We start from the raw sequence: 24,450 nt of genomic DNA, 5'->3' as shown, positions 1-24,450 counted from the left end.
GCTCACTTCAGCGCCGCCTGCATCATCGCCTTGGCCACCGGCGCCGCCAGGCCATTGCCGCTGACCTCCGACCTCGCTGCGTCCGACTGCTCCACCATCACGGCGACAGCCACTTCCTTGCCGTTGGTGTCGGACTTGGCGAAGGACGTGAACCAGGCGTACGGCGTCTTGCTGTTGTTCTCGCCGTGCTGGGCGGTGCCGGTCTTGCCGCCGACCGTGGCGCCGTCGATCAGGGCGTTCGTGCCGGTGCCGTCCTTGACCACCGTCTCCATGGCCGACTGCAGCTGCCCGGCCGTGGAGGAGCTGACGATCTCCTTGCTGTCCGCGCTGTCGTCGTAGTTCTGCAACACATCACCGCCACTGCCGGTGATCTGCGACACCATATGCGGTGAGACCAGCTTGCCGCCGTCGGCTATGGCCGCGGACACCATGGCCATCTGCAGCGGGGTCGCGGTGACGTCGAACTGGCCGATGCCGGACAGCCCGGTCTGCGCCTTGTCCATGCCGGAGGGGTACACGCTGGAGTAGGCCCGCACCGGCACGTCCTGCGCGTCGTCGTTGAAGCCGAACTTCTCGGCCATGGACCGCACCTTGTCCTGGCCGAGCTGGACGGCCATGTGGCCGAAGACGTTGTTGCAGGAGTACTCCAGGGCGACGCGGATGGAAGCGTTCTTGCACGGCGCCGACTTGTTCTCGTTGGCCAGCTCGCGCACCGTGCCCGGCAGGGTGTACGGGTCGGGGCTGTCGGTCGGTTCGTCCACGTTCTTGTACAGCCCGTCCTCCAGCGCGGCCGCCGCCACGACCAGCTTGAAGGTCGAGCCCGGCGGCAGCGGCTGGCGCAGCGCGCGGTTGGTGAGCGGCTTGTCCTTGTCCGCGTTGAGCTGCTTCCAGGCCGCGCCGGCCGTGCCCGCGTCGGTCAGCGCGGAGGGGTCGTACGACGGCGTGGACACCACCGCGAGGATCCTGCCGGTCTTCGGGTCGATCGCGACGGCACCGCCCTTCTTGTCGCCGAGCGCGTGGTAGGCCGCCTTCTGCACGTCCGGGTCGATCGTGGTGAGCACGTCACCCGGGTCGGCGCGCTTGCCGGTGAGCGTGTCCAGTACGTTCCTCAACCGGGTGTCGGTGCCGTTGAGCAGCTCCTTGTAGATGCCCTCCAGCTGGGTGGGGGCGTAGGCCTGCGAGGCGTAGCCCGTCACCGCCGCGTAGAGGCTGCCGTCCGTGTACGTCCGCTTGTACGCGAGGTCGCTCCCCTTGGTCCGGGTGGAGCCGGTGATCGCGTTTCCGGCCACGATGATGTTGCCGAGCGGCTGCGAGTACGTCTGGATCGCGTTCCGCCGGTTGTCGTTGTCGTCCGCGAGGGCCTTGCCGTCGTAGAACTGCACCCAGGTCGCCCTGACCAGCAGAGCGAGCACGAGCAGCAGCGCGAAGACGGACGCCCGCCTGATCGTCTTGTTCATCCCGCTCCGAAGACGATCGGGACGGGGCCGATCGTTCCCGTACGCCCCGTTTTCTCATCGTGCGCTCAGGAAACCGGCCTCGTACGCGGCGATCACCGCCTGGGTGCGGTCCCGGGTGCCCGTCTTGGCCAGTACCGCCGCGACGTGCGACTTCACGGTGGCGGGGCCCACGTCCAGGCGCCGGGCGATCTCGGCGTTGGTCAGTCCGTCGGCCAGGTGCCGCAGCACCTCGCGCTCGCGTCCGGTGAGCTTGCTCACCCACGCGGGCGGCGCGGGCGCCGTGCGGGCGTGCTCGGCCGCGAGGGCCCGGACGGCCGACGGGAACAGCAGGCTGTCGGTGCGCGCGATCAGCCGTACCGCCTGTACGAGAGCGTCGGCGTCCGCCCGCTTGAGCAGGAACCCGGAAGCTCCGGCGCGCAGCGCGTCGTACACGTAGGAGTCGTTCTCGAAGGTGGTGACGACCACCACCCGGGGCGGCTCGTCGAGCGTGGCGAGGATCTGCTCGGTGGCCCGGATGCCGTCGGTCTCGGGCATGCGCACGTCCATGAGGACGACATCGGGCCGCAGCTCCCGGACGGCGGACACGGCCTCGGCACCGGTGGCCGCCTCACCGACCACCTCCACGTCGGGTTCGACGGAGAGGATGGCCCGCAGGGCGGTGCGGACCATGCGCTCGTCGTCGGCGAGGACGATCCGGATCGCGGGCTGGGGCATACGAGTCCTTTCGGCGGTCATGTGGCCTTCAACGGCAGCCGTACGGACAGCCGCCAGGTGTCTCCCGACGGTCCCGCCCGCACCGTGCCGCCGAGCAGCCGCACCCGGTCGGCGATGCCCCGCAGACCGTGGCCGCCGCCGGGGCGGGCGGCCGGGGCGGAGCCCAGCGGGTTCTCGACGGTGATCTCCAGGTGCCCGGCGTCGGTGGCGATACGGACGGCGACCGCCGTGCCGGCGTGTTTCAGCACGTTGCTCAGGCCCTCCTGCACGATCCGGTACGCCTCCCGTGAGACCAGCGGCGGCAGTGCGGGGGTGTCGGTGCCGACGGTGGCCGTCACGGGCTGCCCGGCAGCCCGGGTCCGGCGAAGCAGCCCGTCCAGGTCGCTCTCCAGGGTCGGCGCGGGCGCGGTGCCCGGCGCGTCCCCGTCCCGCAGCACGCCGAGCACGGCGTCGAGTTCACCGACCGTACGCCGGGTGGTCTCCTCGATGGTGGCGAGCGCCTCACGGACGAACTCCGGGTCGGTGTCGAGGAGTCGGCGGGCCGCGCTCGCCTGGAGGGTGACGGCGCTCAGGGCGTGGCCGACGGAGTCGTGCAGCTCGCGGGCGAGCCGGTTGCGTACGGCGAGGTCGGCGGCGCGGGCCTCGGCGGCGGCCAGCCGGTCCTCGGTGGTGGGCCCGAGCAGCGCGGGCGCCCAGCGGGCCAGCAGGGCTCCGCAGCCGGCGGCGCAGGCGGCGAGCGCGAGCAGCGTGGCCAGGCCCGCGACCGGGGAGAGCGCCAGCGCCCAGCAGTGGTCGAGGACTTCGGGCAGTGCGAGCGGGGAGTGGCGCAGCCCGGCGAACAGCGGCAGGACGATCAGCACCACCGCGAAGGGCGGCACGGCCAGCGACATCCCGGCGATGATCCCGCCGAAGCCCAGGTGCAGCGTGAACCAGACGGCCGAACGGGCCCGTTCGGCGCGCGTCCGGGCCGGGCCGTGGGCGAGGGAGTCCGCGTCGATCCCGCACAGGGCCCGCACCGCCGCCGACTCCAGCGGCCGGGTCAGCGGGAACAGCGAGGTGACGGCCGCGATCGGCAACCCGACGGCGAACGAGCCGAGTTGGAGGGGCAGGGACTGGAAGACGTCGTCCACGCCCGTGATCGGTCCGACGATCACCGAGCCGACGAGGACGTACGGCATCGCGAGGGCGCCGCCCAGGATCAGGTGGATCCAGCGACGCCGCGCCCGTCCGCCGAAGAGCGGCTCCAACGTCCTTGTCACCGCGGGGCCTTGGCGGACCGGTCCCTGAGGAAGCGGGCGATGACGCTCGCCACGAGCAAGCCGGTGATCACCTGTCCAGCGTAGGTGAGGCCGGTCAGCGGTGTCGGCTCGTCGCCCGTCACCAGCACCGCCAGCGACATCCATCCGCCCCAGCAGGCCACCGCGCCGGAGCCGATCCAGGCCGGCGCGAGCGGCACGGCGACGGGCAGCGCACCGCCGCGACGGAAGGCGAGCTGCCAGGCACCGATGACGGCGGCGGCGAGGAAGAGGACGTAGACGAACTCCATGGACCGGTCGCTGTTGCCGTCGAGCCCGATCGCCCCGCAGCCGCGCAGAGACCGCACCGCGCCCGGGAACAGCGCGAGCAGCGCCGCCGCCAGGGCCGTCCGCCGCTGCGCCCGCCCCGCGCCCCCGGCCGGCAGCTCCCGCACCCGCCCCCGCCACAGATGCCCCCAGCGCCCGCGGGCGTACCCGGTGAACAGTGCGCCCAGCGCCAGCCCCTGCACGATGAACCCGCCGTACACCGCCCCGAAGACCCAGTCGGCCAGGAACGGTTTGTCGTCGCTGTGGCCGCCTGCGCCGCCGTGCAGGACGAGTTGCAGCGGGAAGCCCACCATGATGGGCGCGAGGAGTCCCATGGCGAGCCACATCGGCACCGCGAGCAGCCAGGCGGGCACGCGCTGCCCCCACGGCCGGGTCAACAGCAGGGCCAGGACGACGACGGCCGCGTCCATCAGCACGGTGAGACCGTTGGCGAGCGCCAGGGGCAGCCGGTGCTTCAGCAGCGGGCTGCCGTCCGGGATGCCGAGGTGGCTCCCCGCGATCCAGGCGAGCTTGAGGGACAGATACGGCAGGCAGGCGGCGATGGCGACAAGCCGGAGCGAGCGCCGCCGGGCGGAGACACCCACGGGAACAGGGGCCGTTGAGATCGTCATGGCTCAACGCTCCCGCGCGGCATGGGACGTTCACCTCCTGCGGCGTGACGATCCGTCTCCGCCGTACGGGGGAGACGCTCAGTCCCCCAGGACGAGCACGACCTCCTCGATCTCCCGGCCCCGCCCGTTCGCGTACCCCCGGGCCCGGGCCGTCTCACGGAAGCCACACTTCTCCAGCACCCGCAGCGACGCGGTGTTGTCGGCCGCCGCCCGCGCGTACAGCGGCCGTTCGGGCACCTCGGCGAGCAGGGCCCGCAGCGCCGCCGTGGCGATACCGCGGCCCCAGTGGGCGCGGTCGATCCAGTAGGTCACCTCGCGCTCGCCGGCCACTCCGTAGACCGCCGCGTTACCAGCCACCTCGCCGTCGGCCAGGACCGTGCGCAGCACGTGGGCGGAGTCGCGCACGCGCTGCCAGTAGGCCGCGAAGGCCTCCGGGTCGTACGGGTTCTCCGGTCCGAACGCGGCCATCCGGACGGCCTCCGGGTCGGTCATCTGCCGGTGGAACACCGGCAGGTCACTGTCCTCGACGGCCCGCAGAGCGATCTCCATGGTGCCCGAGCCTACGACGGCCCGGGCACCAGGCCCATGACCGTGCGGCTCAGAGCCTGCGGGTCGCCAGCGTCAGCCGGTCGCGCGCGTCGAACAGCGCGTCCCTGATCATCTGCTCGTGGGCCGGGGTCAGCCGGGCCACCGGCACCGAGCAGCTGATCGCGTCCCGGGCCGGGGTGCGGTACGGGATCGCCACGCCGAAGCAGCGCAGGCCCAGTGTGTTCTCCTCGCGGTCGACCGCGAAGCCCTGCTCCCGCACCTGGTGCAGCTCCTCGATGAGCTTCTCCCGGTCGGTGATGGTGTTCTCGGTGAGCGCGGGCAGCGTCTCCGGCAGCAGCTTGCGCACCTGTTCGTCTGTGTAGGTGGCGAGGATCGCCTTGCCGAGGGAGGTGGAGTGGGCCGGCAGCCGGCGCCCGACCCGGGTGAAGGGGCGCAGGTAGTGCTGGGACTGGCGGGTGGCCAGATAGACGACGTTGGTGCCGTCGAGCCGGGCCAGGTGGATGGTCTCCGTGGTGTCGTCGGAGAGCCGGTCCAGGGTCGGCCGGGCGGCGGCCACCACCTCGTCGCCGTCGATGTACGACGTGCCGACCAGCAGCGCCCGCACCCCGATGCCGTACCGCGTACCCGTCGCGTCGGTCTCCACCCAGCCCAGCTCCACGAGCGTGCGCAGCAGCATGTACAGGCTGGACTTGGGGTATCCCACGGCCTCCTGTACGGCCGCGAGGGAGTGCATGCCGGGCTTGCCGGCGAAGTACTCGAGCAATTCAACGGTCCGCACCGCGGACTTGACCTGGGCCCCGCCTGTCTCGCCAGCCGACATCGCCCTTGACCCCTTCAATCGCCGGGAAATAGTCTCCGAGCAGCATATTCATCATCAGAGACAGTGTTCAGTATATCGAACGCGGCTGATCGGTGACCCTAGTTCTTGCGGCCTTACTGGAGGGACCCGCGGTGGCAGCAGCACCAGTCTGGAGTGTCGACCCGCGTACCGGGAAGCAGCGTGAACAGGTTGCGGTGGAGGCCACAGCCCAGGAGGTGGACACGGCGGTCAGGGCGGCCCTCGCCGCGCGCGGCGCCCTCGCCGACCGTACGGTGCGCTCCGCCTTCCTGCGCTCGGCCGCCGCGGGCCTGGACGCGGCCAGGGACGGCCTGGTCGAGACCGCCGACGCCGAGACCGCCCTCGGCCCGGTCCGGCTGACCGGCGAACTCGCCCGCACCGGCTACCAGCTGCGGGCCTTCGCCGACATCGTCGACGAGGGCGCCTTCCTCGACGTCGTCATCAACCACCCCGACGGCACGGCGACACCGCCCATCCCGGACCTGCGCCGCTACAAGGTGCCGCTCGGTGTCGTCGCCGTCTACTCCGCCTCCAACTTCCCCTTCGCCTTCTCCGTCGCCGGCGGCGACACCGCGAGCGCGCTCGCCGCGGGCTGCCCGGTCGTGGTCAAGGCCCACCCCGACCACCCGGCCCTGTCCGAGCTGGTCGCCAAGGTGCTGCGCCGGGCCGCCGCCGAGCACGGCATCCCCGAGGGTGTCATCGGCCTGGTGCACGGCTTCGAGGCAGGCGTCGAACTGATCAAGCACCCCCTGGTCGCCGCGGCGGGCTTCACCGGTTCGGTACGGGGTGGACGTGCCCTCTTCGACGCGGCCGCCGCCCGACCGGTGCCGATCCCGTTCCACGGTGAGCTGGGCTCGCTGAACCCGGTCCTGGTGACCAAGGCCGCCGCCGCGGAGCGCGCCGAGGAGATCGGCACCGGGCTCGCCGGGTCGATGACGCTGGGGGTCGGGCAGTTCTGCGTGAAGCCCGGTCTGGTGCTCGTGCCGTCCGGCGCGGCGGGCGACGGCCTGGTCAAGGCCCTGACGGCCGCGGTGAGCAACACCGAGGCGGGAGTGCTGCTCGACCACCGGATGCGGGACAACTTCATCGCCGGGGTGGCCGAGCGTGCCGAGCTCCCCGAGGTGGACTCCCCGGTCACTCCGGGCGCGGGCGGCGAGCACACGGTCAGCGCCGGGTTCCTCACGGTGCCGGCGAACAGGCTGGCCGAGCAGGGGGCGTACGACCGGCTCCTGGAGGAGTGCTTCGGGCCGGTCACCGTGGTGGTCCGCTACGAGGACGAGGGTGAGGCGGCGACGGTGCTGTCCCGCCTGCCGGGCAACCTGACGGCGACGGTGCAGCTGTCCGCCGAGGAGGCGGCAGGGGAGGGGCGCGGTGCGGAGCTCCTCACCGAACTGACTCCGCTGGCCGGGCGTGTGGTGGTCAACGCGTGGCCGACGGGGGTCGCGGTGGCGCCGGCTCAGCATCACGGAGGGCCTTACCCCGCGACGACCTCGACGTCCACCTCTGTCGGCGGTACGGCCATCGAGCGGTGGCTGCGGCCGGTCGCCTACCAGAACGCGCCGTCGGCCCTGCTGCCGGCCGAGCTGAAGGACGAGAACCCGCTGGGGCTTCCCCGGAGGTTCAACGGGGTCCTGGAGCGGTAGCGGAGACCCGGACTTCCGCCCGGACAGCTGAGACAATCGGACCATGGACGTGGAACTCCCCGAACTCCCCTTCCCCCTCCGCACCTACGGGCCCGACGGGCACTGGTCGTACGAGGACGGTGTGCTCACCGGCTGGGCCGGCCCCCGGCAGGACCGGTTCGTCACGCCCACCGGCGAAGCCCTGGACCCCGCCTCGGACGCGCCCCGGCTGCTCGGGGCGCCGGAAGGGGACTTCCAGCTGATCGCCCGGGTCACCGTCGGGTTCAACGCGTCCTTCGACGCCGGTGTGCTGTACGTCCACGTCGGTGACCGGGCCTGGGCCAAGCTCTGTCTGGAGTACTCCCCGGACGTGCCCACCGTCTGCACGGTGGTCACCCGGGGACACTCCGACGACGCCAACTCCTCCACCGTGGAGGGGAGTTCGGTGTGGCTGCGGGTCAGCCGGACCGGGCGGGCCTTCGCCTTCCACGCCTCCCGGGACGGCGAGCGCTGGACCTTCGTCCGGCTGTTCACCCTCGGCGACGAGAAGGAGACCGGTGACGCGCTGGTCGGCTTCATGACCCAGTCACCGCTGGGGGAGGGCTGCGTGGTCACCTACGACCACCTGGAGTTCAGGACGTTCTGGCCGAGCGACCTGCGAGACGGAAGCTGAGCGCGAACGTCACCGTGAGCAGGGCCGCGCTGACGGCCAGGCTCCAGCGCATACCGGCCTGGAAGCCGTGGCCGAGCAGCGCCCCGAACACCGCGATGCCCAGGCCGCCGGCCACCTGCCGGGCCGAGTTGAGCACCCCGGCCGCCAGGCCCGCCCGTTCGGCGGGTACGGCGTCCATCATCGCGGCGGTCAGCGGCGGCACCGTCAGCGCGCAGCCCAGCGCCAGCGGAACCAGCAGCACCGACACCAGGGCCGGGGGCGTGCCGGCGTCGACGTACAGCAGCAGGAGCAGGCCGGCGACGGCGATCGGCTGGCCCACGAGCATCGGCAGCCTGGGGCCGTAGCGGCCCGCGAGCTTGCCCGCCACCACGTTCGTCACCGCGATCAGGCACGTCATCGGCAGGAACATCAGCCCGGCAAACAGCGCGGAGTGGCCCTGGACCTGCTGGAAGAAGAGCGAGAAGACGAACACCATGCTGTAGAACGCCACGCTGACCGCGGAGCCCGCAGCGACGGTCGTTGCCACGGTCCGGTCGCGGAACAGGCCGAGGGGCACCACCGGGTGGGGCCGGCGAGCCTCGATGCGCAGGAACGCCGCGCCCGCGAGGACGGCCACCGCCAGTGCCGTCCAGCCCGCCGTCCCGCCCTCGATCACCGCGAACGTCAGGGACACCAGGGCCGCCACCGCCGTCAGCTGGCCGGGCAGATCCAGCGGTGCCGGGCGGGGCCGCGAGCGCGGGGCACGGACGAGCAGGGCCAGGACCGCGGCGCCCACCGGCAGGTTGACGAAGAAGATGCCACGCCAGTCCCAGGCGGTGGTCAGCGCACCGCCCGCCACCGGACCGAGGGCCACGGCGAGTGAACCGCCCGCAGCCCAGGCCGCCACCGCTCGGGCCCGCTGCGCCGGTTCCCGGTACGCCTGCCGCACCAGCGCCAGCGACGCCGGGAGCACCACGGCCGCCGCGACACCCTGGACCACGCGCGCGCCGATCAGCGCCGGCAGACTCGGCGCCAGTCCGCAGGCCGCCGAGGCGAGCGTGAACACCGCGGTGCCGAGGGCGAAGGCCCGGCTCGCCCCGGCCCGGTCGGAGAAGGCACCGGTGGACAGCATCAGCGCCGCGAACGCCAGCGTGTAGGCGTCCACGACCCACTGCAGGCCGGACATCCCGCCGCCCAGTGAGGAGCCGATCGCGGGCAGGGCCACATTGACCACGGACGCGTCGAGACAGATCAGCGCGAAGCCGAGCAGGGCGGCGGTGAGGGTGAGCGCGGCGGAGGAGCCGGTGGGCTCCAAGTCGCCTTTCTCAGGGGCGAGTTGTCCGACCCCGGGCATCTGGTTCGTTGGCATGTCCCCATACTGCGGATCGTCGGCGTCGTACAGTAGTGGCCTGAATGCCATGCACCCGGAGGTTCTGGCCATGCCGCACCGCGTCGCCGTCATCGCGCCCTCACCGGTCTCGATGTTCAACCTCGCCATCCCCGAGCTGCTGTTCGGCAAGGTGGAGGTGGACGGCCGGCCGGGCTACGAGGTGTTCGTCTGCGCCGCGGACCCGGGCCCGATCCCCACCACCGCCGGACTCGACCTGTCCGTACGCCACGGGCTCGACGCCGTGCGGGAGGCGGACACGGTGGTCGTCGCGGGCACCGGCGCCCCGTTCGAGCCGGAGCCCCGGATCGTGGCGGCCGTCCGTGCGGCCGCCGCCGACGGCAGGCGGATCGCCTCCATCTGCACCGGCGCCTTCCAGCTCGCCGAGGCGGGCCTGCTGCACGGCCGCAAGGCCACCACGTACTGGGCGCACGCCGACGAACTGCGCAGACGGTACCCACAGGTGCAACTCCAGGGCGACGTCCTGTACGTCCAGGACGGGCCGTACGTCACCTCCTCCGGCTACGCCGCCGGCATCGACCTGTGCCTGCACATCATCCGCACCGACTACGGCGCCGCCGTCGCCAACGAGGTCGCCCGCCTCGCCCTGGTGGCCCCGGTCCGCCCCGGCGGCCAGACCCAGTTCACCCACACCCCGCTGCCACCCGAGCGCGGCACCGCCTGCGCCGACACCCGCGGCTGGGCCATGCGCAACCTCGACAAGCCGCTCACCCTCACCGACCTGGCCCGGCACGCCGGAGTCTCGGTACGCACGCTCACCCGCCGGTTCCATGCCGAGAGCGGCGTCAGCCCCCTGCAGTGGCTCCTCCACCAGCGCATCGAGCGTGCCAGGGAACTGCTGGAGACCACCACGCTGTCCATGGACCAGGTGGCCGCAGCCTGCGGCCTCGGCACCGCCGACTCCCTGCGCACCCACGTGGTCCGCCGCACCGGCCTCACACCGAGCGCGTACCGGGCCCAGTTCAGCCGCCTCGGAACCGGGTCCGCCGCAGTCACGTCCTCCGTTGCATGATCAGTCAACGTGTGGCGGGCGGTCCGGTGATCCGGACCGCACTGCCAACCGAAGCCGAGGTCATCGCCGAGCTGCACTTCCGGGCCCGGTCGACGTACTACCCGGACGGTGTCCCGCAGGCCGACGTCGACTGGGCCGAGGCCTGGCGCGGTTCCATCGAGCGCTCGGACGGCCATGTGCTGTGCGCCGTCGCGCAGGGCCGGATCGTCGGCATCGCCTCCTTCCGCACCCCGGACGGCGTCCCCGCGGAAACGGTCAAACTGTTCCAGTTCCATGTCGACCCCGACCGCTGGCGCTCCGGCATCGGCAGGGCCCTGCACGCCGCCTGCGTGGAGGAGTGGCGCGCCGACGGCAAGCGCACGGCGGTCCTCGACGTCCACGTGGACAACCGGCGCGCCCAGGCCTTCTACACCCGCCAGGGCTGGGTCCCGGACCCGGACAACCCGCCGGCCGACGGCGACCACCACCTCTTCCTGCGCTTGTGTGTGCCCCGGGAATGAAACCGGCTGTTTGAACGTTCATGTACCGGGCGGAGAGAGCCTCCGCGCACGTACGACCCGAAGAGAGCCGAAGACATGCGCGTCGAGATCTGGAGCGACATCGCCTGCCCCTGGTGCTATGTGGGCAAGGCCCGCTTCGAGAAGGCGCTCGCTGCCTTTCCGCACCGCGACGACGTCGAGGTCGTGCACCGCTCCTTCGAGCTGGACCCGGGCCGCACCAAGGGCGACGTCCAGCCGGTGATCACCATGCTGACCAGGAAGTACGGCATGAGCGAGGCCCAGGCCCAGGCCGGCGAGGACAACCTCGGAGCCCAGGCCGCCGCCGAGGGCCTGGACTACCGCACCCGGGGCCGCGACCACGGCAACACCTTCGACATGCACCGCCTGCTGCACTTCGCCAGGGAGCAGGGCAGACAGGACGAGCTGATCCAGATCCTGTACCGGGCGAACTTCGCCGAGGAGCGGTCCGTCTTCACCGAGGGCGACGAGCGGCTCGTCGAACTGGCCGTGGAGGCCGGTCTCGACGCCGGGGCCGTCCGCGCGGTGCTCGCCGACCCGTCCCGCTACGCCGACGAGGTCCGTGCCGACGAGCGCGAGGCCGCCGAGCTCGGCGCGACCGGCGTGCCCTTCTTCGTCCTCGACCGGAAGTACGGCGTCTCCGGCGCCCAGCCCGCCGAGGTCTTCACCCGGGCGCTGACCCAGGCCTGGGGCGAGCACTCGCCGCTGAAGCTGGTCGACCAGGGGGACGGGGCGGCCTGCGGGCCCGACGGGTGCGCGGTGCCGCAGCAGGGCTGAAACCGCAGGTCGGGACGGACGTATAAGAAGGCCTGAGCGGATCCACGTAAAAATCCGCAATGGACGGGGACTTCATGGGGCCGCAGAGTGGACCCATGAAGAACACGGAGACCACGGAGACGTTCGACAGCCTCGTCCGCGCCGAGTTCGCCCCGAAGAACACCTACCTGAACACCGCGAGCAGCGGCCTGCTCCCGGCCCGTACCGTCGCCGCGCTGCACGAGGCGGTCGCCATCCGGGCCGAGGGCCGTCCGCTGGATCCGCTGTTCGACGACGTCGAGGTCGCCCGGGCCGCGTTCGCCCGGCTGGCCGGAGTGCCGGTCACCCGGGTGGCGGCGGGCCCGTCGGTCTCCGCCCAGACCGGGCTGATCGCCGCCTCGCTGCCCGCGGGCGCCGAAGTGCTCACCGCGGAGGACGACTTCACCTCCGTACTGAACCCGTTCCATGCGCGCGGCGACCTCAAGGTGCGCGCGGTCCCGCTGGAACGGCTGGCCGAGTCGATCCGTCCGGGCACCGCCCTGGTCGCGGTCAGCGCCGCGCAGTCGGCCGACGGGCGGATCGCCGACCTGCCCGCCCTGCGCGTGGCGGCCCGGGCGCACGGTGCGCGCACCTACGTCGACTTCTCCCAGGCCGCCGGCTGGCTGCCGATGGAGGCCGACGCCCACGACTTCACCGTCGCGACGACCTTCAAGTGGCTGCTCGGCCCGCACGGGGCGGCCTTCCTCGTCGTCCCCGAGGACTTCGGCGGGCTGTCCCCGCTGCTGGCGGGCTGGGTCGCGGCCGAGGAACCGTGGAACAGCTGCTACGGCCCGGTGACCGAACTCGCCCACTCCGCACGGCGGTTCGACGTCAGCCCGGCCCTGTTCACCTACACCGGGGTGGCGCGGTCGCTGGCCCTGATCGAGGAGCTGGGCGTGGCCGCCGTACAGGCGCACGACCTGGCGCTGGCCGACCGGTTCCGCGCCGGGCTCGTCTCGCTCGGCCACGAACCGCTGCCCGCCCCCGGCTCGGCCATCGTCTCCGTGCCCGGACTGGGCGCGCGTCAGCCGGAGCTGAGCCGCGCCGGCATCGAGGTCTCCAACCGCGCCGGCAACCTGCGCGCGTCCTTCCACCTCTACAACACGGAAGCGGACGTGGACCGCCTTCTGGACGTCCTGGCCGGCTGACGACGCAACCGGACCGGAGCCTCCCGTCCCACACGAGGAGGCCCCGGCCCGGTGCTGGAAGGGGGCTACTTCACCGGGGTGAAGTCCCGCGCCCCGATGAACTCCGGCCGCCGCACCGGAGCCGCGAACGGCTCCACCGCCGCGTTCTCCACGCTGTTGAACACGATGAACACGTTGCTGCGCGGGAACGGCGTGATGTTGTCGCCCGAGCCGTGCATGCAGTTGCAGTCGAACCAGGTCGCCGAGCCGGCCTTGCCGGTGAACAGCCGGATGCCGTGCTCGCCCGCCAGCGCGGCCAGCGCCTCGTCGGAGGGCGTGCCCGCGTCCTGCATCTGCAGCGACTTCTTGTAGTTGTCCTCGGGCGTGGCGCCGGCGCAGCCCAGGAACGTCCTGTGCGAGCCCGGCATGATCATCAGGCCGCCGTTGGTGTCGTGGTTCTCGGTCAGTGCGATCGAGACGGACACCGTGCGCATGTTCGGCAGACCGTCCTCGGCGTGCCAGGTCTCGAAGTCCGAGTGCCAGTAGAAGCCGCTCGCGCCGAAGCCGGGCTTGACGTTGATCCGGGACTGGTGGACGTAGACGTCCGAGCCGAGGATCTGCCGGGCGCGGCCGACCACCCGCTCGTCGCGCACCAGGTTCGCGAACAGCTCGCTGATCCTGTGCACCTCGAAGACCGAGCGGATCTCCTTGGACTTCGGCTCGACGATGGAGCGCTCGTCGGCGCGGATCGCCGGGTCGGCGACCAGCCGGTCCAGCTCACGCTTGTAGACCTCGACCTCGTCCGGGGTGATGAGCCGGTCGATGGCGAGGAAGCCGTCACGCTCGTACCCCTGCAGGTCGTCCGCGGGGATCGGGCCCGGGGTGTCCGGGGAGCCCCAGACGACCGGGTCCTGGCGCGGGACGCTCACCTCGGTGGCGCCGCGGGTCGGGTAGAGATCCTTCACGGGTGCGGTGGTCATGGTTTCTCACACCTCCTCGGGCTCGGTGAGCAGCGGGTAGACGCCGTTCTCGTCGTGGTCCTCCCGTCCGGTCACCGGCGGATTGAACACGCAGATGCAGTGGAAGTCCTCCTTGACGCGCAGCGTGTGCCGCTCGTGCCCGTCGAGGAGGTACATGGTGCCGGGCGTGATGGTGTACGTCGTCCCGGCCTCGTGGTCGGTGAGTTCGGCCTCGCCCTGGGTGCAGACGACGGCCTCGATGTGGTTGGCGTACCACATCGACGTCTCGGTGCCGGCGTACAGGATGGTCTCGTGCAGGGAGAAGCCGACCCGCTCCTTGGCGAGGACGATCCGCTTGCTCTCCCAGGTGCCGGACTTCGACTTGATGTGCCGGTCGGTGCCTTCGATGTCCTTGAACGATCGGACGATCACGGTGGTGTTCTCTCTCCGGGTTGATCAGAGGGTCGGTCAGACGGTTTCGCGGACGGCGCGGGCCAGGATGCTCAGCCCTTCGTCCAGCTCGTCGGGGGTGACGGTGAGGGCGGGCAGCAGTTTGACGACCTCGCCCTCGGGGCCGGACGTCTCGATGAGCAGCCCGAGCTCGAAGGCCCGTCGCGCGATCCGCGAGGCCCGGCCCTTGTCGTGGAACTCCATGCCCCACACCAGGCCGCGCCCGCGGTACTCCTTCACATCGGCGAGGTTCTCCTCGGTGATGGCGATCAGCGCCTGCTCGACCTGCTCGCCACGGGCGCGGGTCTGCTTCTCCATGGCCGAGCCGTCGGTCCAGTACGTCTCCAGCGCCGCGGTGGCGGTGACGAACGCGGGGTTGTTGCCCCGGAAGGTGCCGTTGTGCTCGCCCGGCTCCCAGACGTCCAGCTCCGGCTTGAACAGGCACAGCGACATCGGCAGCCCGTAGCCGCTGATCGACTTGGACACCGTGACGATGTCGGGCGTGATCCCCGCCTCCTCGAAGGAGAAGAAGGCGCCGGTACGGCCACAGCCCATCTGGATGTCGTCGACGATCAGCAGCATGTCCTGGCGCTCGCACAACTCCTTCAGCGCGCGCAGCCATTCGGGCCGGGCGACATTGATGCCGCCCTCGCCCTGCACGGTCTCCACGATCACCGCGGCGGGCTTGTTGAGGCCGGAGCCCTGGTCCTCCAGCAGCCGCTCGAACCACAGGAAGTCCGGGACCGTGCCGTCGAAGTAGTTGTCGAACGGCATCGGCGTGCCGTGCACCAGGGGGATCCCGGCGCCGGCCCGCTTGAAGGCGTTGCCGGTGACCGCGAGCGAGCCCAGCGACATCCCGTGGAAGGCGTTGGTGAACGACACGATCGCCTCGCGGCCCTTCACCTTCCTGGCCAGCTTCAGCGCCGACTCCACGGCGTTGGTGCCGGTCGGGCCCGGGAACATGACCTTGTACGGCAGATCGCGCGGGCGCAGCACCAGATCCTGGAAGGTCTGCAGGAAGGACCGCTTGGCCGTGGTCGACATGTCCAGGCCGTGGGTCACTCCGTCCCGGGACAGGTAGTCGATCAACGCCCGTTTGAGTACCGGGTTGTTGTGACCGTAGTTGAGTGAGCCGGCACCGGCGAAGAAGTCGAGGTAGGCATGCCCGTCCTCGTCGAACATCCGGCTGCCCTGCGCGCGGTCGAAGACCGTGGGCCAGCCGCGGCAGTAGCTGCGCACCTCGGACTCGAGTGTCTCGAAGACGCTGAGGTCGGGCTGGGTGATGGTCACGGTGAATCGCTCCTCAGTGGGCGGTGATGTCGGTCAACGGGCCGATGCGGTAGAGGACTTCGGGGTCGTGCGGGCCGTCCGGGAACAACTCGGCGGGGAACAGCACCGCACGCTCCAGGGACGCCCCGTGCCGGGCGGCGAACGAGGTGAACAGCCGCTCGGAGGCGGTGTTGCCGGGCGTGATGGTGGTCTCCACGTCGGTGATGCCGCGCTCGGCGGAGAGCCGTGCGGTCAGCCCGTCCAGCAGTGCGGCGGCGACACCGAGACCCCGGTGGGCGGAGTCGACGGCCACCTGCCAGACGAGCAGCGTGCGAGGGTGCTCCGGCCGCACGTAGCCGGTGACGAAACCGACCGGCTCCCCGTCCGCACCGCGCGCCACCGCCGAGGTGCCGGCGAAGTCCCGGCACCACAGCAGATAGCTGTACGAGGAGTTCAGGTCGAGGGTTTTCGAGTCCTTGGCGAGACGCCAGAGCACGGCTCCGTCGGTCACCGCCGGCTGGTCGATGAGCAGGTCTGCGGGTGCGGCAGTCATGCGGCACGAATTTAGCGAGGTGAATTAGGAAATGCACGGCCGCCCTCACTGTGCCGCACAGAAGGCTCGGCGAAATGTCTGGATTGACCCGCATCAAATCGGGACAAAGTTACCGTATTGTGGAGTGCGTCACACGGCGGAAACCGTCAAAAAACCGCTGGGAAACTTCCCCGTTTAGTTCTGCAAAAAGCGGGCAGAAGAAGATGGGAAGCTGCCACCCGGGAAATTGGCGGAAATTGTGAAGCTAAATTGAATTCAGGCTCCGGTGACCCCGTCGATTCGTTCACGCAGAATGTCGGCATGTCCGTTGTGCCGGGCGTACTCCTCGATGAGGTGGATCAGCACCCAGCGCACACTGACCTCGACGCCGGCCATCGGCTCGTCGACGATCCGCCCGGACTCGTCCAGGGGCAGTCCGGCGAGCAGCTCCCGGCCGCGCGCGATCTCCCGCCGCCACACGTCCAGCGTCTCTGCCAGCCCCCGCTGCGGATCGAGGGCGTACCCCGTCTCCTCCTCGAACACCGGCGGCACCTCCAGCCCGGCCAACACCCGCTGGAACCAGTTCCGTTCGACCTCGGCGAGGTGCTGCACGAGCCCGAGCAGCGTCAGCTCCGACGGCTCGGCCGAGGCTTGCCGCACCTGCGCGTCGTCCAGTCCCCGGCACTTCAGCTCCAGCGTGGCCCGGTGAAAGTCCAGCCAGCCCTCCAGCAGGGCGCGCTCGGACCCGGTCATCGGGGGGATGGGCCGGCCGTCGGGGAGGGTGTGCGGGGCCTGAGGTACCGGTGGTGTGGTCATGCGGGGAGGATGGCACGGGCCACTGACATCGACGCGGCACGGACGGGGGTCCGGGGGCGGAGCCCCCAGGACCCGGCGTCACACGCCGAGCGCCGCCCCGAGTGCCGCCAGACACCTCCGCACGGTCTCCGGCGAAGCGTCCGCCCCGTAATGGTTGACCCGGATCATCTCCTTGGCCAGCGCCCCACCGCCGACGGCGATCGGCAGTGTCGGGTCGTCGGCCAGGGCGCGCGCCACCAGCTCCGAGGCGACCACGCCCGACGGCACCCGAAGCGTCGTAGCCACCGGCGCCGCGTCCTTCTCCTCGTACACATACGGCTCAAGCCCGCCGCCCAGGGACACCGCACCGGCCCGCGTGGCCAGCGCGGCGCTGCGATGCCGGGCCATCACCGCATCGAGCCCCGCCGACTCGATCCGCTCCAGGCACGCCTCCAGCGCCAGCATCTCCAGCTGCGCCGGAGCGTGCGGCAGCACCGCGCGGCCGGCGTCGATCCAGCGCTCCTTCCAGTCCAGCAGGGACAGATAGGAGCGGCGCGGCGCGTTCGGATTCGCCGCCATCCGGGCCCAGGCCCGCTCGCTCACCGAGATCGCCGACACACCCGCCGGGCCGCCCATCGCCTTCTGTGCGCCGATCACGCACAGGTCCACACCCCACGCGTCCGGCAGCACCGGCTCCGCGCCCACGGAGGCGACCGCGTCCAGATGGAACAGCGCGCCCTGCTCCCGTACCGCCTCGCCGATCTCCGCGACCGGGTTGGTGTTGCCGGTCGCCGCCTCCGCATGCACCAGCGACACGAAGTCGATCTCCGGGTGCTCGGCGAACGCCTCCCGGATCCGGTCGGCCGTCACGGCCGTGTGGAAGGGGACGGAGAGGTCGTACACCGTCGCACCCGCCTCCCGGAGCCAGTTGCCGAACGTCTGCCCGTAAGGGCCCGTGATCACGTTCAGGGCCGCCGTGCCCGGACCGGCCGCCGCGCGGATCGCGCCCTCCAGCGGCAGCAGCGCCTCGCCCTGTGTGATCAGCACGTCCTGCCGGGTGTCCAGCAGCCGGGCGACCCCGTCCTCGATGGCGGCGAAGCGCGCGGCGCTCAGCGGGGGCAGGTCGAGGAAGGGGTGGGTCACGGCGGTGCTCTCTTCGTTCTCGGCGTCAACGTGGGGGCAACTCCACCGATCTTAGGTCCAACGGTCCCATAACCCTCGGTTTGATTTGAGGGACTCAAACTCTTCCTTATAATCGGAACCCACAGTTCCCCACAGAGAAGATTCCCCATGAAAACCCTCCTCGGACGCCGGACCCGCCTCCTGGCTGCCACCACCGCGACCGCCGGGCTGGTCCTCGTCGTGGCCGGCTGCTCCTCGAACGGCAACGGGGGGAGCGGCGGTGCCACCGTCAAGGGGGTCCACCTCGTCAAGGCCGGTCAGCTGACCACCTGCACCCACCTGCCCTACCCGCCGTTCCAGTCGGAGATCAACGGCAAGGTGCAGGGCTTCGACGTCTCCCTCATCGACCTCGTCGCCAAGAACCTAGGCGTCAAGCAGCAGATCGTCGACACGCCGTTCGAGAACTTCAAGACCGGCGCCTTCCTGAACTCCGGCCAGTGCGACCTGGCCGCCGCCGGTATGACGATCACGCCCGAGCGCAAGAAGAACGTCGACTTCTCCGACCCGTACTTCGAGGCCACCCAGGCCGTCCTCGTCGACAAGAGCAGCGGCATCGACTCGCTGGCCGATGTCAAGGCCAAGGGCAAGAAGCTCGGCGCCCAGGCGCAGACCACCGGCGAGGACTACGTCAAGGGCAAGGGGTACGACCCGATCTCCTTCGAGTCTTCCGACGCGGTCCTCAACGGCCTGCGCACCGGCCAGGTCCAGGCCGTCGTCATCGACTACCCGGTCGTCCAGGGCTGGCTGAAGGACAAGGCCAACGCCGACAAGTTCAAGGTCGTCGACAACCTGAAGACCGGCGAGCAGTACGGCTTCACGGTCAAGAAGGGCAACACGGCGCTGCGCGAGGCCATCAACAAGGCCCTGAAGGACGCCAAGGCCGACGGCACCTACAAGAAGATCTACGAGCAGTGGATCGGCCCGTACAGCGCCTCCGTGGCCTCTCCCGCCGCCTCATGACCGATACGGACGTACAACTGCAGCCGAAGAAGCAGGGACTGACGCGACGTCAGAGGCGTCGGCTGTCGCGCGGCATCCAGTACGCCGTCTTCGTCGCCGCCGTGATCGCCATCGCGGTCACGGCGGACTGGGGCCGGCTGCAGAACCAGTTCGCCCAGGGCGGCATCGCGAAGCAGATGTGGCCGGACGTCATCACGCTGGCGCTGAAGAACACCGTTCTGTACACGGTGTCCGGCTTCGTCCTCGGACTGGTGCTCGGCCTGGTCGTCGCGCTCATGCGGCTGTCCTCCGTGGGGCCGTACCGCTGGGTGGCCGGCATCTACATCGAGATCTTCCGCGGCCTGCCCGCCCTGCTGATCTTCGTCTTCATCGCGGTGGCCGTCCCGCTGGCCTTTCCGGGCACGGAGATCCCCGGCGGCACCTACGGTAAGGGCGCCCTCGGCCTCGGACTCATCGGCGCCGCCTACATGGCGGAGACGTTCCGTGCCGGCATCCTGGCGGTTCCCAAGGGGCAGATGGAGGCGGCGCGTTCGCTGGGCTTCTCGCCCGCCCGCGCGATGATCTCCATCATCATCCCGCAGGCGTTCCGGATCATCCTCCCGCCGCTCACCAACGAGCTGATCATGCTCTTCAAGGACTCCTCCCTGGTGCTGCTGCTCGGCGTGACCCTGGAGGAGCGCGAACTGTCCAAGTTCGGCCGGGATCTGGCGAGCACGACCGCCAACTCCACGCCGATCCTGGTCGCGGGCCTGTGTTATCTGCTGGTCACCATCCCGCTCGGCTTCGTCGCCCGCCGTCTGGAGGCCAAGGCCCAGAAGGAGATCAAGTGACCCGCCCCGAGATCCGCGTCCGGGACCTGCACAAGTCCTTCGGCGACAACCACGTCCTGCGCGGCATCGACCTGGAGATCAACCAGGGCGAGGTCGTCTGTGTCATCGGCCCCTCCGGCTCCGGCAAGTCGACCCTCCTGCGCTGTGCGAACCTGCTGGAGGAGCCCACCAAGGGCCAGGTCTTCGTCGGCGGCACCGAGCTCACCGACCCGGACGTCGACATCGACGCCGTACGCCGCCGGATCGGCATGGTCTTCCAGCAGTTCAACCTCTTCCCGCACCTGAGCGTCACCGAGAACCTCACCCTTCCGCAGCGCAGGGTCCTCGGGCGGGACAAGGCGACGGCCGCGAGGATCGCCGCCGAGAACCTGGCCCGGGTCGGCCTGGCCGAGAAGGCGGAGGCCTACCCGTCCTCGCTCTCCGGCGGCCAGCAGCAGCGCGTGGCCATCGCCCGGGCGCTGGCGATGGGCCCGGAGGTCATGCTCTTCGACGAACCGACGTCCGCCCTCGACCCGGAACTGGTCGGCGACGTCCTCGCCGTCATGCGCATGCTCGCCCGCGAGGGCATGACGATGATGGTCGTCACCCACGAGATGACCTTCGCCCGCGAGGTCGCCGACCGGGTCGTCTTCATGGACGGCGGCGTGATCGTCGAGGACGGCAGCCCCGAGCAGGTCATCGGCAACCCGCAGCACGAGCGCACCCGACACTTCCTCTCCCGGCTGCTCGACCCGGCGATGGCCGAGGTCGAGGAGGAGACCTCCGACCAGGTGGGAAAGGACCGGCCGTAGGTCGTTAAGGTGCAGGACATGAGCGATGGCGCGGTGCTGCACGTGAAGGGGCGGATCCTCGTCGGGCCCGAGGAGCTCCGCGACGAGCTGTGGGTGGTCGGGGGCCGGGTGTCCTACGACCGTCCCGCCGGGGCCCGGGACGTCCGGTCCGTCGAGGGCTGGGCGCTGCCCGGCCTGGTCGACGCGCACTGCCATGTGGGCCTCGGCGCGGAGGGCCCGGTCGACGCCGCCACCGCCGAGAAGCAGGCACTCACCGACCGGGAGGCGGGCACCCTGTTGATCCGGGACGCAGGCTCGCCGTCCGACACCCGCTGGGTCGACGACCGCGAGGACCTGCCGAAGATCATCCGGGCCGGCCGGCACATCGCCCGCACCCGCCGGTACATAAGGAACTTCGCCTGGGAGATCGAGCCGGAGGACCTGGTCGCCTACGTCGCCCAGGAGGCCCGGCGCGGCGACGGCTGGGTCAAGCTCGTCGGCGACTGGATCGACCGCGACCTCGGCGACCTGTCCGCCTGCTGGCCGCGCGAGGCGGTCGAGGCGGCCATCGCCGAGGCCCACCGGCTGGGCGCCCGCGTCACCGCGCACTGCTTCGCCGAGAGCTCCCTGCGCGACCTGGTCGAGGCCGGCATCGACTGCATCGAGCACGCGACCGGCCTGACCGACGACCTGATCCCGCTGTTCGCCGGGCGCGGCGTCGCGATCGTCCCCACCCTCGTCAACATCGCCACCTTCCCGCGGCTCGCGGCCGGCGGCGACACCAGGTTCCCGCGCTGGTCCGCGCACATGCGCCGGCTGCACGAGCGCCGCTACGACACCGTGCGCGGCGCCTACGACGCCGGGATCCCGGTGTTCGTCGGCACGGACGCCGGCGGCTCGCTGGCCCACGGTCTGGTCGCGGCCGAGGTGGCGGAGCTGGTCACCGCCGGCATCCCCGCCGTGGACGCCCTCTCGGCGGCGTCCTGGGACGCCCGTGCCTGGCTCGGCCGACCCGGCCTGGAAGAGGGCGCGCCGGCCGACCTGGTGGTGTACGAGGGCGACCCGCGCACGGACGTACGGGTGCTGGCGGCACCGCGCCGGGTGGTGCTGAACGGGATCGTGGTCGAGTAGGCACGTGGAGGGGGCAGGGGAACGGCTGTGCCTGCCGATTCGAATCGACGTGCGGGAAATCCACGTTCGGGTGAAGTAACCCAGGATCGCTGACCGTTCACCCACAGTGCGTACAAGGTTGACGGGTCCCAAGCAGGTTTCCACTGGGGGTCCCACCGCCTTGAACAGCAACGACTTCCGCATGCCCGCGCGCCGTCTTGCCGCCGCGGCGACGGTCACCGCCCTCGCCGCGGCACCCGCGGTCCTGGGCGCGGGCGCCGCGCACGCGACCACCGACCACGGTCGCGCCTCCGCCGTCGTCCTGCGCACCGGGCTCGACGTGTCCCTGCTCAACAAGACCGTCGACGTCCCGCTCGTGGTCTCCCTCAACGAGGTCCGGGCACCGCAGAGCGCCGACAGGACCGCGCTGTCCGCCCGGCTCGACGGCGTGGCCGGCGGCAGACCGTTCACGGTCCTCGGCGCGGAGGTCGCCTCGGCGAAGGCCACCGTGACCGCCGAGCGCGCCGAGGGCTCGGTCCGGCTCGTCGACGCCAGGCTGCACGTCCCCGGCCTGCCCCTGCTGTCCCTGATCGAGGTCGGCACGGTCACCGCCAAGGCCACCTGCGAGGCCGGCAAGGCCCCCGTCGCCGACGCGAACGTCCTCGGCGCCGTCACGGTCCTCGGCAAGCGCGTCACCCTCACCGCCGGCGGCCCGGCCGAGGTCAAGGTGCCCGGCGTCGGCGAGGTCCGCCTCGACCTCGCCCAGCGGAGCACCACGACCCGCACGGCCGCCGCCACCGCCCTCGAACTCAAGGTCTCCGTCAACCCGTTGAAGCTCAACGTGGCCGACGTCGAGGGCACGGTCACCCTGGCGAAGGCCACCTGCGAGTCCCCGACGGTCCCGCCCACCCGCCACCCGGTGCCGAGCCACGACCCGGCGGCCGACGTGAAGCCCCAGGGATCCCGGGCCGACCTCGCGGAGACCGGTGGCAGCTCCGCGACCCCGTACATCGCGGGCGGCGCGCTGGCGCTGGTGCTGCTCGGCGGGGGAGCGGTGACGGTGGCCCGGCGCCGCAAGGGCTGACACCACCTCCCTGCGCCGCTCCCCACTCGGCCGTGCGGCGGCCGGTCCGGCCGTCACGCCGGGTAGGGCGCGGCCTCCCGGCCCGACCGAAGCGTGGCCGCCCACCAGGACAGCTGGTCGAGCAGGGTCTTGGCGTAGCCCGGGGCCTGCTCGTCCAGCGGGCGGCCGTCCCGCCACGCGGTGAAGTAGTTCGGGAAGGCCAGACCGTCCCGGATGGTCACCGCGTGCAGCTCGGTCAGCACGTTCTCCAGGTGCAGCACGGCGTGCCGACCACCGGCCGCGCCGCCGTAGCTGACGAAGGCGACCGGCTTGGCCGTCCACTGGGTGAAGTGCCAGTCGATGGCCGCCTTCAGGGAGGCGGGGTAGCTGTGGTTGTATTCCGGAGTGACGACGACGAACGCGTCGGCCTCCTCCAGCGCCGAGGTCAGCCGGGCCATCCCCGCCGGACGCGGGTAGGCGTCCCCGGCGAACTTCGGCGACTCGACCGGCAGCGCCAACGGGATGTCGACATCGGCCAGATCGACGACATCGACCTCGAAGCCCCCGTGCTCGCGGGCCTGCTCGGCCACCCACGAACCCACGACCGGCCCGAACCGGCCTTCCCGGACGCTTCCGACGATGATCAGCAACTTGTGCGTGTTCTCCATGCCCCTCACGATCGGCCGCCGGTCACGAGGCAACCAGGCCGGGCCCAGGCCGGCCCCCGGAGGGCCACCCTGAGCCCTCCACCGACGGTGGTCCGCCGAACTGTCCTCGGCCCATGGGTACGCCGCTGGGGGACTTCATCCGGGCCAAGCGTGACAGCATCCAGCCGGAGACACTGGGGCTGCCCGAGCGCGGCCGCCGCCGGTCCCCCGGCCTGCGCCGGCTGGACCTCGCCGCACGGGCCGGCATCAGCGTCGAGTACCTGACCCGCATCGAACAGGGCCGCGACCGCAACCCCTCGGTGTCCGTGGTCAACGCCCTCGCCGACGCGCTCAGCCTCGACCCCGCCGAGCGCAACCACCTGCGCTACCTCGCGAAGATCACCGGCGGCGTCTGCACCGCCCACCACCGCCCGGCCCCGCCCCACCGGGAGGTCCGCCCCTCGCTCCGCCAGACCCTCGGCCTGCTGGAACCGGGCATCGCCGTCGTGACCAACCGCCTCGGCGACATCCTGGCCCACACCAGCGGCTACGAGCTGGTGACCGCCGGCACCGGACTGCTCGACGGCGACACCCCCAACCTCACCCGGTACGTCTTCACCGACCCCCGCGCACGTGCCTTCTTCGCCGACTGGGACGAGGTCGCCGACGAACAGGCCTTCGACCTGTGGCTCGGCCCGTCCCTCGAGAACTCGGAATGGCTCAGCACGGAACTGGCCCCCGTGGCGGGCCCCGAGTTCACCCGCCGCATCAACCGCCACGCGGTGCCGCGCCGCGGGGCGCTCCGCCTGAACCACCCGACAGGACCGGAACTCCGCCTCACCCGCGAAACCCTGGACGCCCCGGCGGACGCCCAGCAACTCGTGGTGTTCCTGCCGGCGGACGAGGCGACGGTGGAGGCGCTGGCGGAACTCCGGGCACACACGAGGGGCAGGCTGGGGGCGATCTCGTAACAGCACCTCTCAGCCGACCGAGTCGG

Annotated in this window: 26 protein-coding genes; 12 read left to right on the top strand and 14 right to left on the bottom strand. The window is 71.3% G+C overall.

The features are described from left to right. Nucleotides 1-2 precede the first annotated feature (2 nt). The 6 genes from AB0M27_RS16300 to AB0M27_RS16275 all read right to left on the bottom strand — a co-directional run bounded on the left by AB0M27_RS16300 (nucleotide 3) and on the right by AB0M27_RS16275 (nucleotide 5,734). Nucleotides 3-1,457 carry a penicillin-binding transpeptidase domain-containing protein gene (locus AB0M27_RS16300; protein ID WP_365722136.1) on the bottom strand — a complete coding sequence of 485 codons (1,455 nt, stop codon included), beginning with the start codon at nucleotides 1,455-1,457 and terminating at the stop codon, nucleotides 3-5. A gap of 54 nt (nucleotides 1,458-1,511) precedes the next feature. After that, nucleotides 1,512-2,171 carry a response regulator transcription factor gene (locus AB0M27_RS16295; protein ID WP_365722134.1) on the bottom strand — a complete coding sequence of 220 codons (660 nt, stop codon included), beginning with the start codon at nucleotides 2,169-2,171 and terminating at the stop codon, nucleotides 1,512-1,514. Between the two features lie 17 nt (nucleotides 2,172-2,188). Further along, entirely contained in the window at nucleotides 2,189-3,430 is a 1,242-nt protein-coding gene (locus AB0M27_RS16290; RefSeq protein WP_365722132.1) for a histidine kinase, read from the bottom strand. Then, on the bottom strand, nucleotides 3,427-4,365 hold the full coding sequence (locus tag AB0M27_RS16285) for a hypothetical protein (protein WP_365722130.1): 939 nt from the start codon (nucleotides 4,363-4,365) through the stop codon (nucleotides 3,427-3,429). Before AB0M27_RS16285 ends, AB0M27_RS16290 begins: the two co-directional genes overlap by 4 nt. Before the next feature lie 78 nt (nucleotides 4,366-4,443). After that, a complete protein-coding gene (locus AB0M27_RS16280) occupies nucleotides 4,444-4,914 on the bottom strand; it encodes a GNAT family N-acetyltransferase (protein WP_365722128.1) in 471 nt (156 codons plus the stop codon). 49 nt (nucleotides 4,915-4,963) lie between these two features. Then, a complete protein-coding gene (locus AB0M27_RS16275; RefSeq protein WP_365722126.1) occupies nucleotides 4,964-5,734 on the bottom strand; it encodes an IclR family transcriptional regulator in 771 nt (256 codons plus the stop codon). 131 nt (nucleotides 5,735-5,865) lie between these two features. Between AB0M27_RS16275 and AB0M27_RS16270 the strand changes: the two genes are divergently transcribed. Further along, complete coding sequence (locus AB0M27_RS16270) at nucleotides 5,866-7,395, top strand: aldehyde dehydrogenase (NADP(+)) (protein WP_365722124.1); 1,530 nt, start codon at nucleotides 5,866-5,868, stop codon at nucleotides 7,393-7,395. A gap of 43 nt (nucleotides 7,396-7,438) precedes the next feature. Beyond that, nucleotides 7,439-8,047 (top strand): DUF1349 domain-containing protein, encoded by a 609-nt coding sequence (locus AB0M27_RS16265; RefSeq protein WP_365722122.1) that lies wholly within the window; start codon nucleotides 7,439-7,441, stop codon nucleotides 8,045-8,047. On the opposite strand, the gene AB0M27_RS16260 is transcribed toward AB0M27_RS16265, so the two are convergent. Next, entirely contained in the window at nucleotides 8,007-9,380 is a 1,374-nt protein-coding gene (locus AB0M27_RS16260) for an MFS transporter (protein ID WP_365722345.1), read from the bottom strand. The genes AB0M27_RS16265 and AB0M27_RS16260 overlap by 41 nt on opposite strands. Before the next feature lie 85 nt (nucleotides 9,381-9,465). Here AB0M27_RS16260 and AB0M27_RS16255 point away from each other — a divergent pair, with 85 nt between their 5' ends. The 4 genes from AB0M27_RS16255 to AB0M27_RS16240 all read left to right on the top strand — a co-directional run bounded on the left by AB0M27_RS16255 (nucleotide 9,466) and on the right by AB0M27_RS16240 (nucleotide 12,907). Continuing rightward, nucleotides 9,466-10,446: a helix-turn-helix domain-containing protein gene (locus tag AB0M27_RS16255; RefSeq protein WP_365722343.1), complete on the top strand. Its 981-nt coding sequence runs from the start codon at nucleotides 9,466-9,468 to the stop codon at nucleotides 10,444-10,446. Then, entirely contained in the window at nucleotides 10,443-10,946 is a 504-nt protein-coding gene (locus tag AB0M27_RS16250) for a GNAT family N-acetyltransferase (protein ID WP_365722120.1), read from the top strand. Before AB0M27_RS16255 ends, AB0M27_RS16250 begins: the two co-directional genes overlap by 4 nt. A gap of 75 nt (nucleotides 10,947-11,021) precedes the next feature. Further along, complete coding sequence (locus AB0M27_RS16245; protein WP_365722118.1) at nucleotides 11,022-11,741, top strand: DsbA family oxidoreductase; 720 nt, start codon at nucleotides 11,022-11,024, stop codon at nucleotides 11,739-11,741. Between the two features lie 59 nt (nucleotides 11,742-11,800). Next, complete coding sequence (locus tag AB0M27_RS16240) at nucleotides 11,801-12,907, top strand: aminotransferase class V-fold PLP-dependent enzyme (RefSeq protein WP_365722116.1); 1,107 nt, start codon at nucleotides 11,801-11,803, stop codon at nucleotides 12,905-12,907. 65 nt (nucleotides 12,908-12,972) lie between these two features. On the opposite strand, the gene thpD is transcribed toward AB0M27_RS16240, so the two are convergent. The 6 genes from thpD to AB0M27_RS16210 all read right to left on the bottom strand — a co-directional run bounded on the left by thpD (nucleotide 12,973) and on the right by AB0M27_RS16210 (nucleotide 18,034). Then, on the bottom strand, nucleotides 12,973-13,866 hold the full coding sequence (thpD, locus tag AB0M27_RS16235) for an ectoine hydroxylase (RefSeq protein ID WP_365722114.1): 894 nt from the start codon (nucleotides 13,864-13,866) through the stop codon (nucleotides 12,973-12,975). Nucleotides 13,867-13,872: 6 nt separating this feature from the next. Beyond that, nucleotides 13,873-14,277 (bottom strand): ectoine synthase, encoded by a 405-nt coding sequence (locus tag AB0M27_RS16230; RefSeq protein ID WP_356310542.1) that lies wholly within the window; start codon nucleotides 14,275-14,277, stop codon nucleotides 13,873-13,875. Nucleotides 14,278-14,313: 36 nt separating this feature from the next. Then, nucleotides 14,314-15,585 (bottom strand): diaminobutyrate--2-oxoglutarate transaminase, encoded by a 1,272-nt coding sequence (gene ectB, locus AB0M27_RS16225; protein WP_365722112.1) that lies wholly within the window; start codon nucleotides 15,583-15,585, stop codon nucleotides 14,314-14,316. A gap of 13 nt (nucleotides 15,586-15,598) precedes the next feature. Next, entirely contained in the window at nucleotides 15,599-16,117 is a 519-nt protein-coding gene (gene ectA, locus AB0M27_RS16220; protein ID WP_365722110.1) for a diaminobutyrate acetyltransferase, read from the bottom strand. Nucleotides 16,118-16,372: 255 nt separating this feature from the next. After that, complete coding sequence (locus tag AB0M27_RS16215; RefSeq protein ID WP_365722108.1) at nucleotides 16,373-16,912, bottom strand: DinB family protein; 540 nt, start codon at nucleotides 16,910-16,912, stop codon at nucleotides 16,373-16,375. Nucleotides 16,913-16,990: 78 nt separating this feature from the next. Further along, nucleotides 16,991-18,034, bottom strand: a complete 1,044-nt coding sequence (locus AB0M27_RS16210) for an aminotransferase class V-fold PLP-dependent enzyme (protein WP_365722106.1) — start codon at nucleotides 18,032-18,034, stop codon at nucleotides 16,991-16,993. A 147-nt stretch (nucleotides 18,035-18,181) separates the two neighbouring features. Between AB0M27_RS16210 and AB0M27_RS16205 the strand changes: the two genes are divergently transcribed. The 5 genes from AB0M27_RS16205 to AB0M27_RS16185 all read left to right on the top strand — a co-directional run bounded on the left by AB0M27_RS16205 (nucleotide 18,182) and on the right by AB0M27_RS16185 (nucleotide 22,827). Next, nucleotides 18,182-19,033: a transporter substrate-binding domain-containing protein gene (locus AB0M27_RS16205; RefSeq protein ID WP_365722104.1), complete on the top strand. Its 852-nt coding sequence runs from the start codon at nucleotides 18,182-18,184 to the stop codon at nucleotides 19,031-19,033. Further along, on the top strand, nucleotides 19,030-19,863 hold the full coding sequence (locus AB0M27_RS16200) for an amino acid ABC transporter permease (protein WP_365722102.1): 834 nt from the start codon (nucleotides 19,030-19,032) through the stop codon (nucleotides 19,861-19,863). Before AB0M27_RS16205 ends, AB0M27_RS16200 begins: the two co-directional genes overlap by 4 nt. Beyond that, nucleotides 19,860-20,654: an amino acid ABC transporter ATP-binding protein gene (locus tag AB0M27_RS16195; protein ID WP_365722100.1), complete on the top strand. Its 795-nt coding sequence runs from the start codon at nucleotides 19,860-19,862 to the stop codon at nucleotides 20,652-20,654. Before AB0M27_RS16200 ends, AB0M27_RS16195 begins: the two co-directional genes overlap by 4 nt. A gap of 18 nt (nucleotides 20,655-20,672) precedes the next feature. Further along, nucleotides 20,673-21,764: an amidohydrolase family protein gene (locus AB0M27_RS16190; RefSeq protein ID WP_365722098.1), complete on the top strand. Its 1,092-nt coding sequence runs from the start codon at nucleotides 20,673-20,675 to the stop codon at nucleotides 21,762-21,764. Nucleotides 21,765-21,924: 160 nt separating this feature from the next. Beyond that, complete coding sequence (locus tag AB0M27_RS16185) at nucleotides 21,925-22,827, top strand: SCO1860 family LAETG-anchored protein (protein ID WP_365722096.1); 903 nt, start codon at nucleotides 21,925-21,927, stop codon at nucleotides 22,825-22,827. A 53-nt stretch (nucleotides 22,828-22,880) separates the two neighbouring features. On the opposite strand, the gene AB0M27_RS16180 is transcribed toward AB0M27_RS16185, so the two are convergent. Next, nucleotides 22,881-23,474, bottom strand: coding sequence for an NAD(P)H-dependent oxidoreductase (locus AB0M27_RS16180; RefSeq protein WP_365722094.1), 594 nt, complete (start codon nucleotides 23,472-23,474; stop codon nucleotides 22,881-22,883). Between the two features lie 113 nt (nucleotides 23,475-23,587). Between AB0M27_RS16180 and AB0M27_RS16175 the strand changes: the two genes are divergently transcribed. Next, nucleotides 23,588-24,424, top strand: a complete 837-nt coding sequence (locus tag AB0M27_RS16175) for a helix-turn-helix transcriptional regulator (protein WP_365722092.1) — start codon at nucleotides 23,588-23,590, stop codon at nucleotides 24,422-24,424. Nucleotides 24,425-24,450: the final 26 nt, after the last annotated feature.

It is taken from the genome of Streptomyces sp. NPDC052107 (assembly GCF_040680215.1).
Taxonomy (GTDB): domain Bacteria; phylum Actinomycetota; class Actinomycetes; order Streptomycetales; family Streptomycetaceae; genus Streptomyces.
The sequence above is the reverse complement of the archived record's forward strand: the minus strand, read 5'-3'. Positions and strand labels throughout refer to the sequence as shown.

Bases quoted from the DNA above. Each gene is read 5' to 3' on its own strand.
- AB0M27_RS16300 (WP_365722136.1), bottom strand. From the start codon at position 1,457: ATGAACAAGACGATCAGGCGGGCGTCCGTCTTCGCGCTGCTGCTCGTG.
- AB0M27_RS16295 (WP_365722134.1), bottom strand. From the start codon at position 2,171: ATGCCCCAGCCCGCGATCCGGATCGTCCTCGCCGACGACGAGCGCATG.
- AB0M27_RS16285 (WP_365722130.1), bottom strand. From the start codon at position 4,365: ATGACGATCTCAACGGCCCCTGTTCCCGTGGGTGTCTCCGCCCGGCGG.
- AB0M27_RS16280 (WP_365722128.1), bottom strand. From the start codon at position 4,914: ATGGAGATCGCTCTGCGGGCCGTCGAGGACAGTGACCTGCCGGTGTTC.
- AB0M27_RS16275 (WP_365722126.1), bottom strand. From the start codon at position 5,734: ATGTCGGCTGGCGAGACAGGCGGGGCCCAGGTCAAGTCCGCGGTGCGG.
- AB0M27_RS16265 (WP_365722122.1), top strand. From the start codon at position 7,439: ATGGACGTGGAACTCCCCGAACTCCCCTTCCCCCTCCGCACCTACGGG.
- AB0M27_RS16260 (WP_365722345.1), bottom strand. From the start codon at position 9,380: ATGCCCGGGGTCGGACAACTCGCCCCTGAGAAAGGCGACTTGGAGCCC.
- AB0M27_RS16255 (WP_365722343.1), top strand. From the start codon at position 9,466: ATGCCGCACCGCGTCGCCGTCATCGCGCCCTCACCGGTCTCGATGTTC.
- AB0M27_RS16250 (WP_365722120.1), top strand. From the start codon at position 10,443: ATGATCAGTCAACGTGTGGCGGGCGGTCCGGTGATCCGGACCGCACTG.
- AB0M27_RS16245 (WP_365722118.1), top strand. From the start codon at position 11,022: ATGCGCGTCGAGATCTGGAGCGACATCGCCTGCCCCTGGTGCTATGTG.
- AB0M27_RS16240 (WP_365722116.1), top strand. From the start codon at position 11,801: ATGGACGGGGACTTCATGGGGCCGCAGAGTGGACCCATGAAGAACACG.
- thpD (WP_365722114.1), bottom strand. From the start codon at position 13,866: ATGACCACCGCACCCGTGAAGGATCTCTACCCGACCCGCGGCGCCACC.
- ectA (WP_365722110.1), bottom strand. From the start codon at position 16,117: ATGACTGCCGCACCCGCAGACCTGCTCATCGACCAGCCGGCGGTGACC.
- AB0M27_RS16215 (WP_365722108.1), bottom strand. From the start codon at position 16,912: ATGACCACACCACCGGTACCTCAGGCCCCGCACACCCTCCCCGACGGC.
- AB0M27_RS16205 (WP_365722104.1), top strand. From the start codon at position 18,182: ATGAAAACCCTCCTCGGACGCCGGACCCGCCTCCTGGCTGCCACCACC.
- AB0M27_RS16200 (WP_365722102.1), top strand. From the start codon at position 19,030: ATGACCGATACGGACGTACAACTGCAGCCGAAGAAGCAGGGACTGACG.
- AB0M27_RS16190 (WP_365722098.1), top strand. From the start codon at position 20,673: ATGAGCGATGGCGCGGTGCTGCACGTGAAGGGGCGGATCCTCGTCGGG.
- AB0M27_RS16180 (WP_365722094.1), bottom strand. From the start codon at position 23,474: ATGGAGAACACGCACAAGTTGCTGATCATCGTCGGAAGCGTCCGGGAA.
- AB0M27_RS16175 (WP_365722092.1), top strand. From the start codon at position 23,588: ATGGGTACGCCGCTGGGGGACTTCATCCGGGCCAAGCGTGACAGCATC.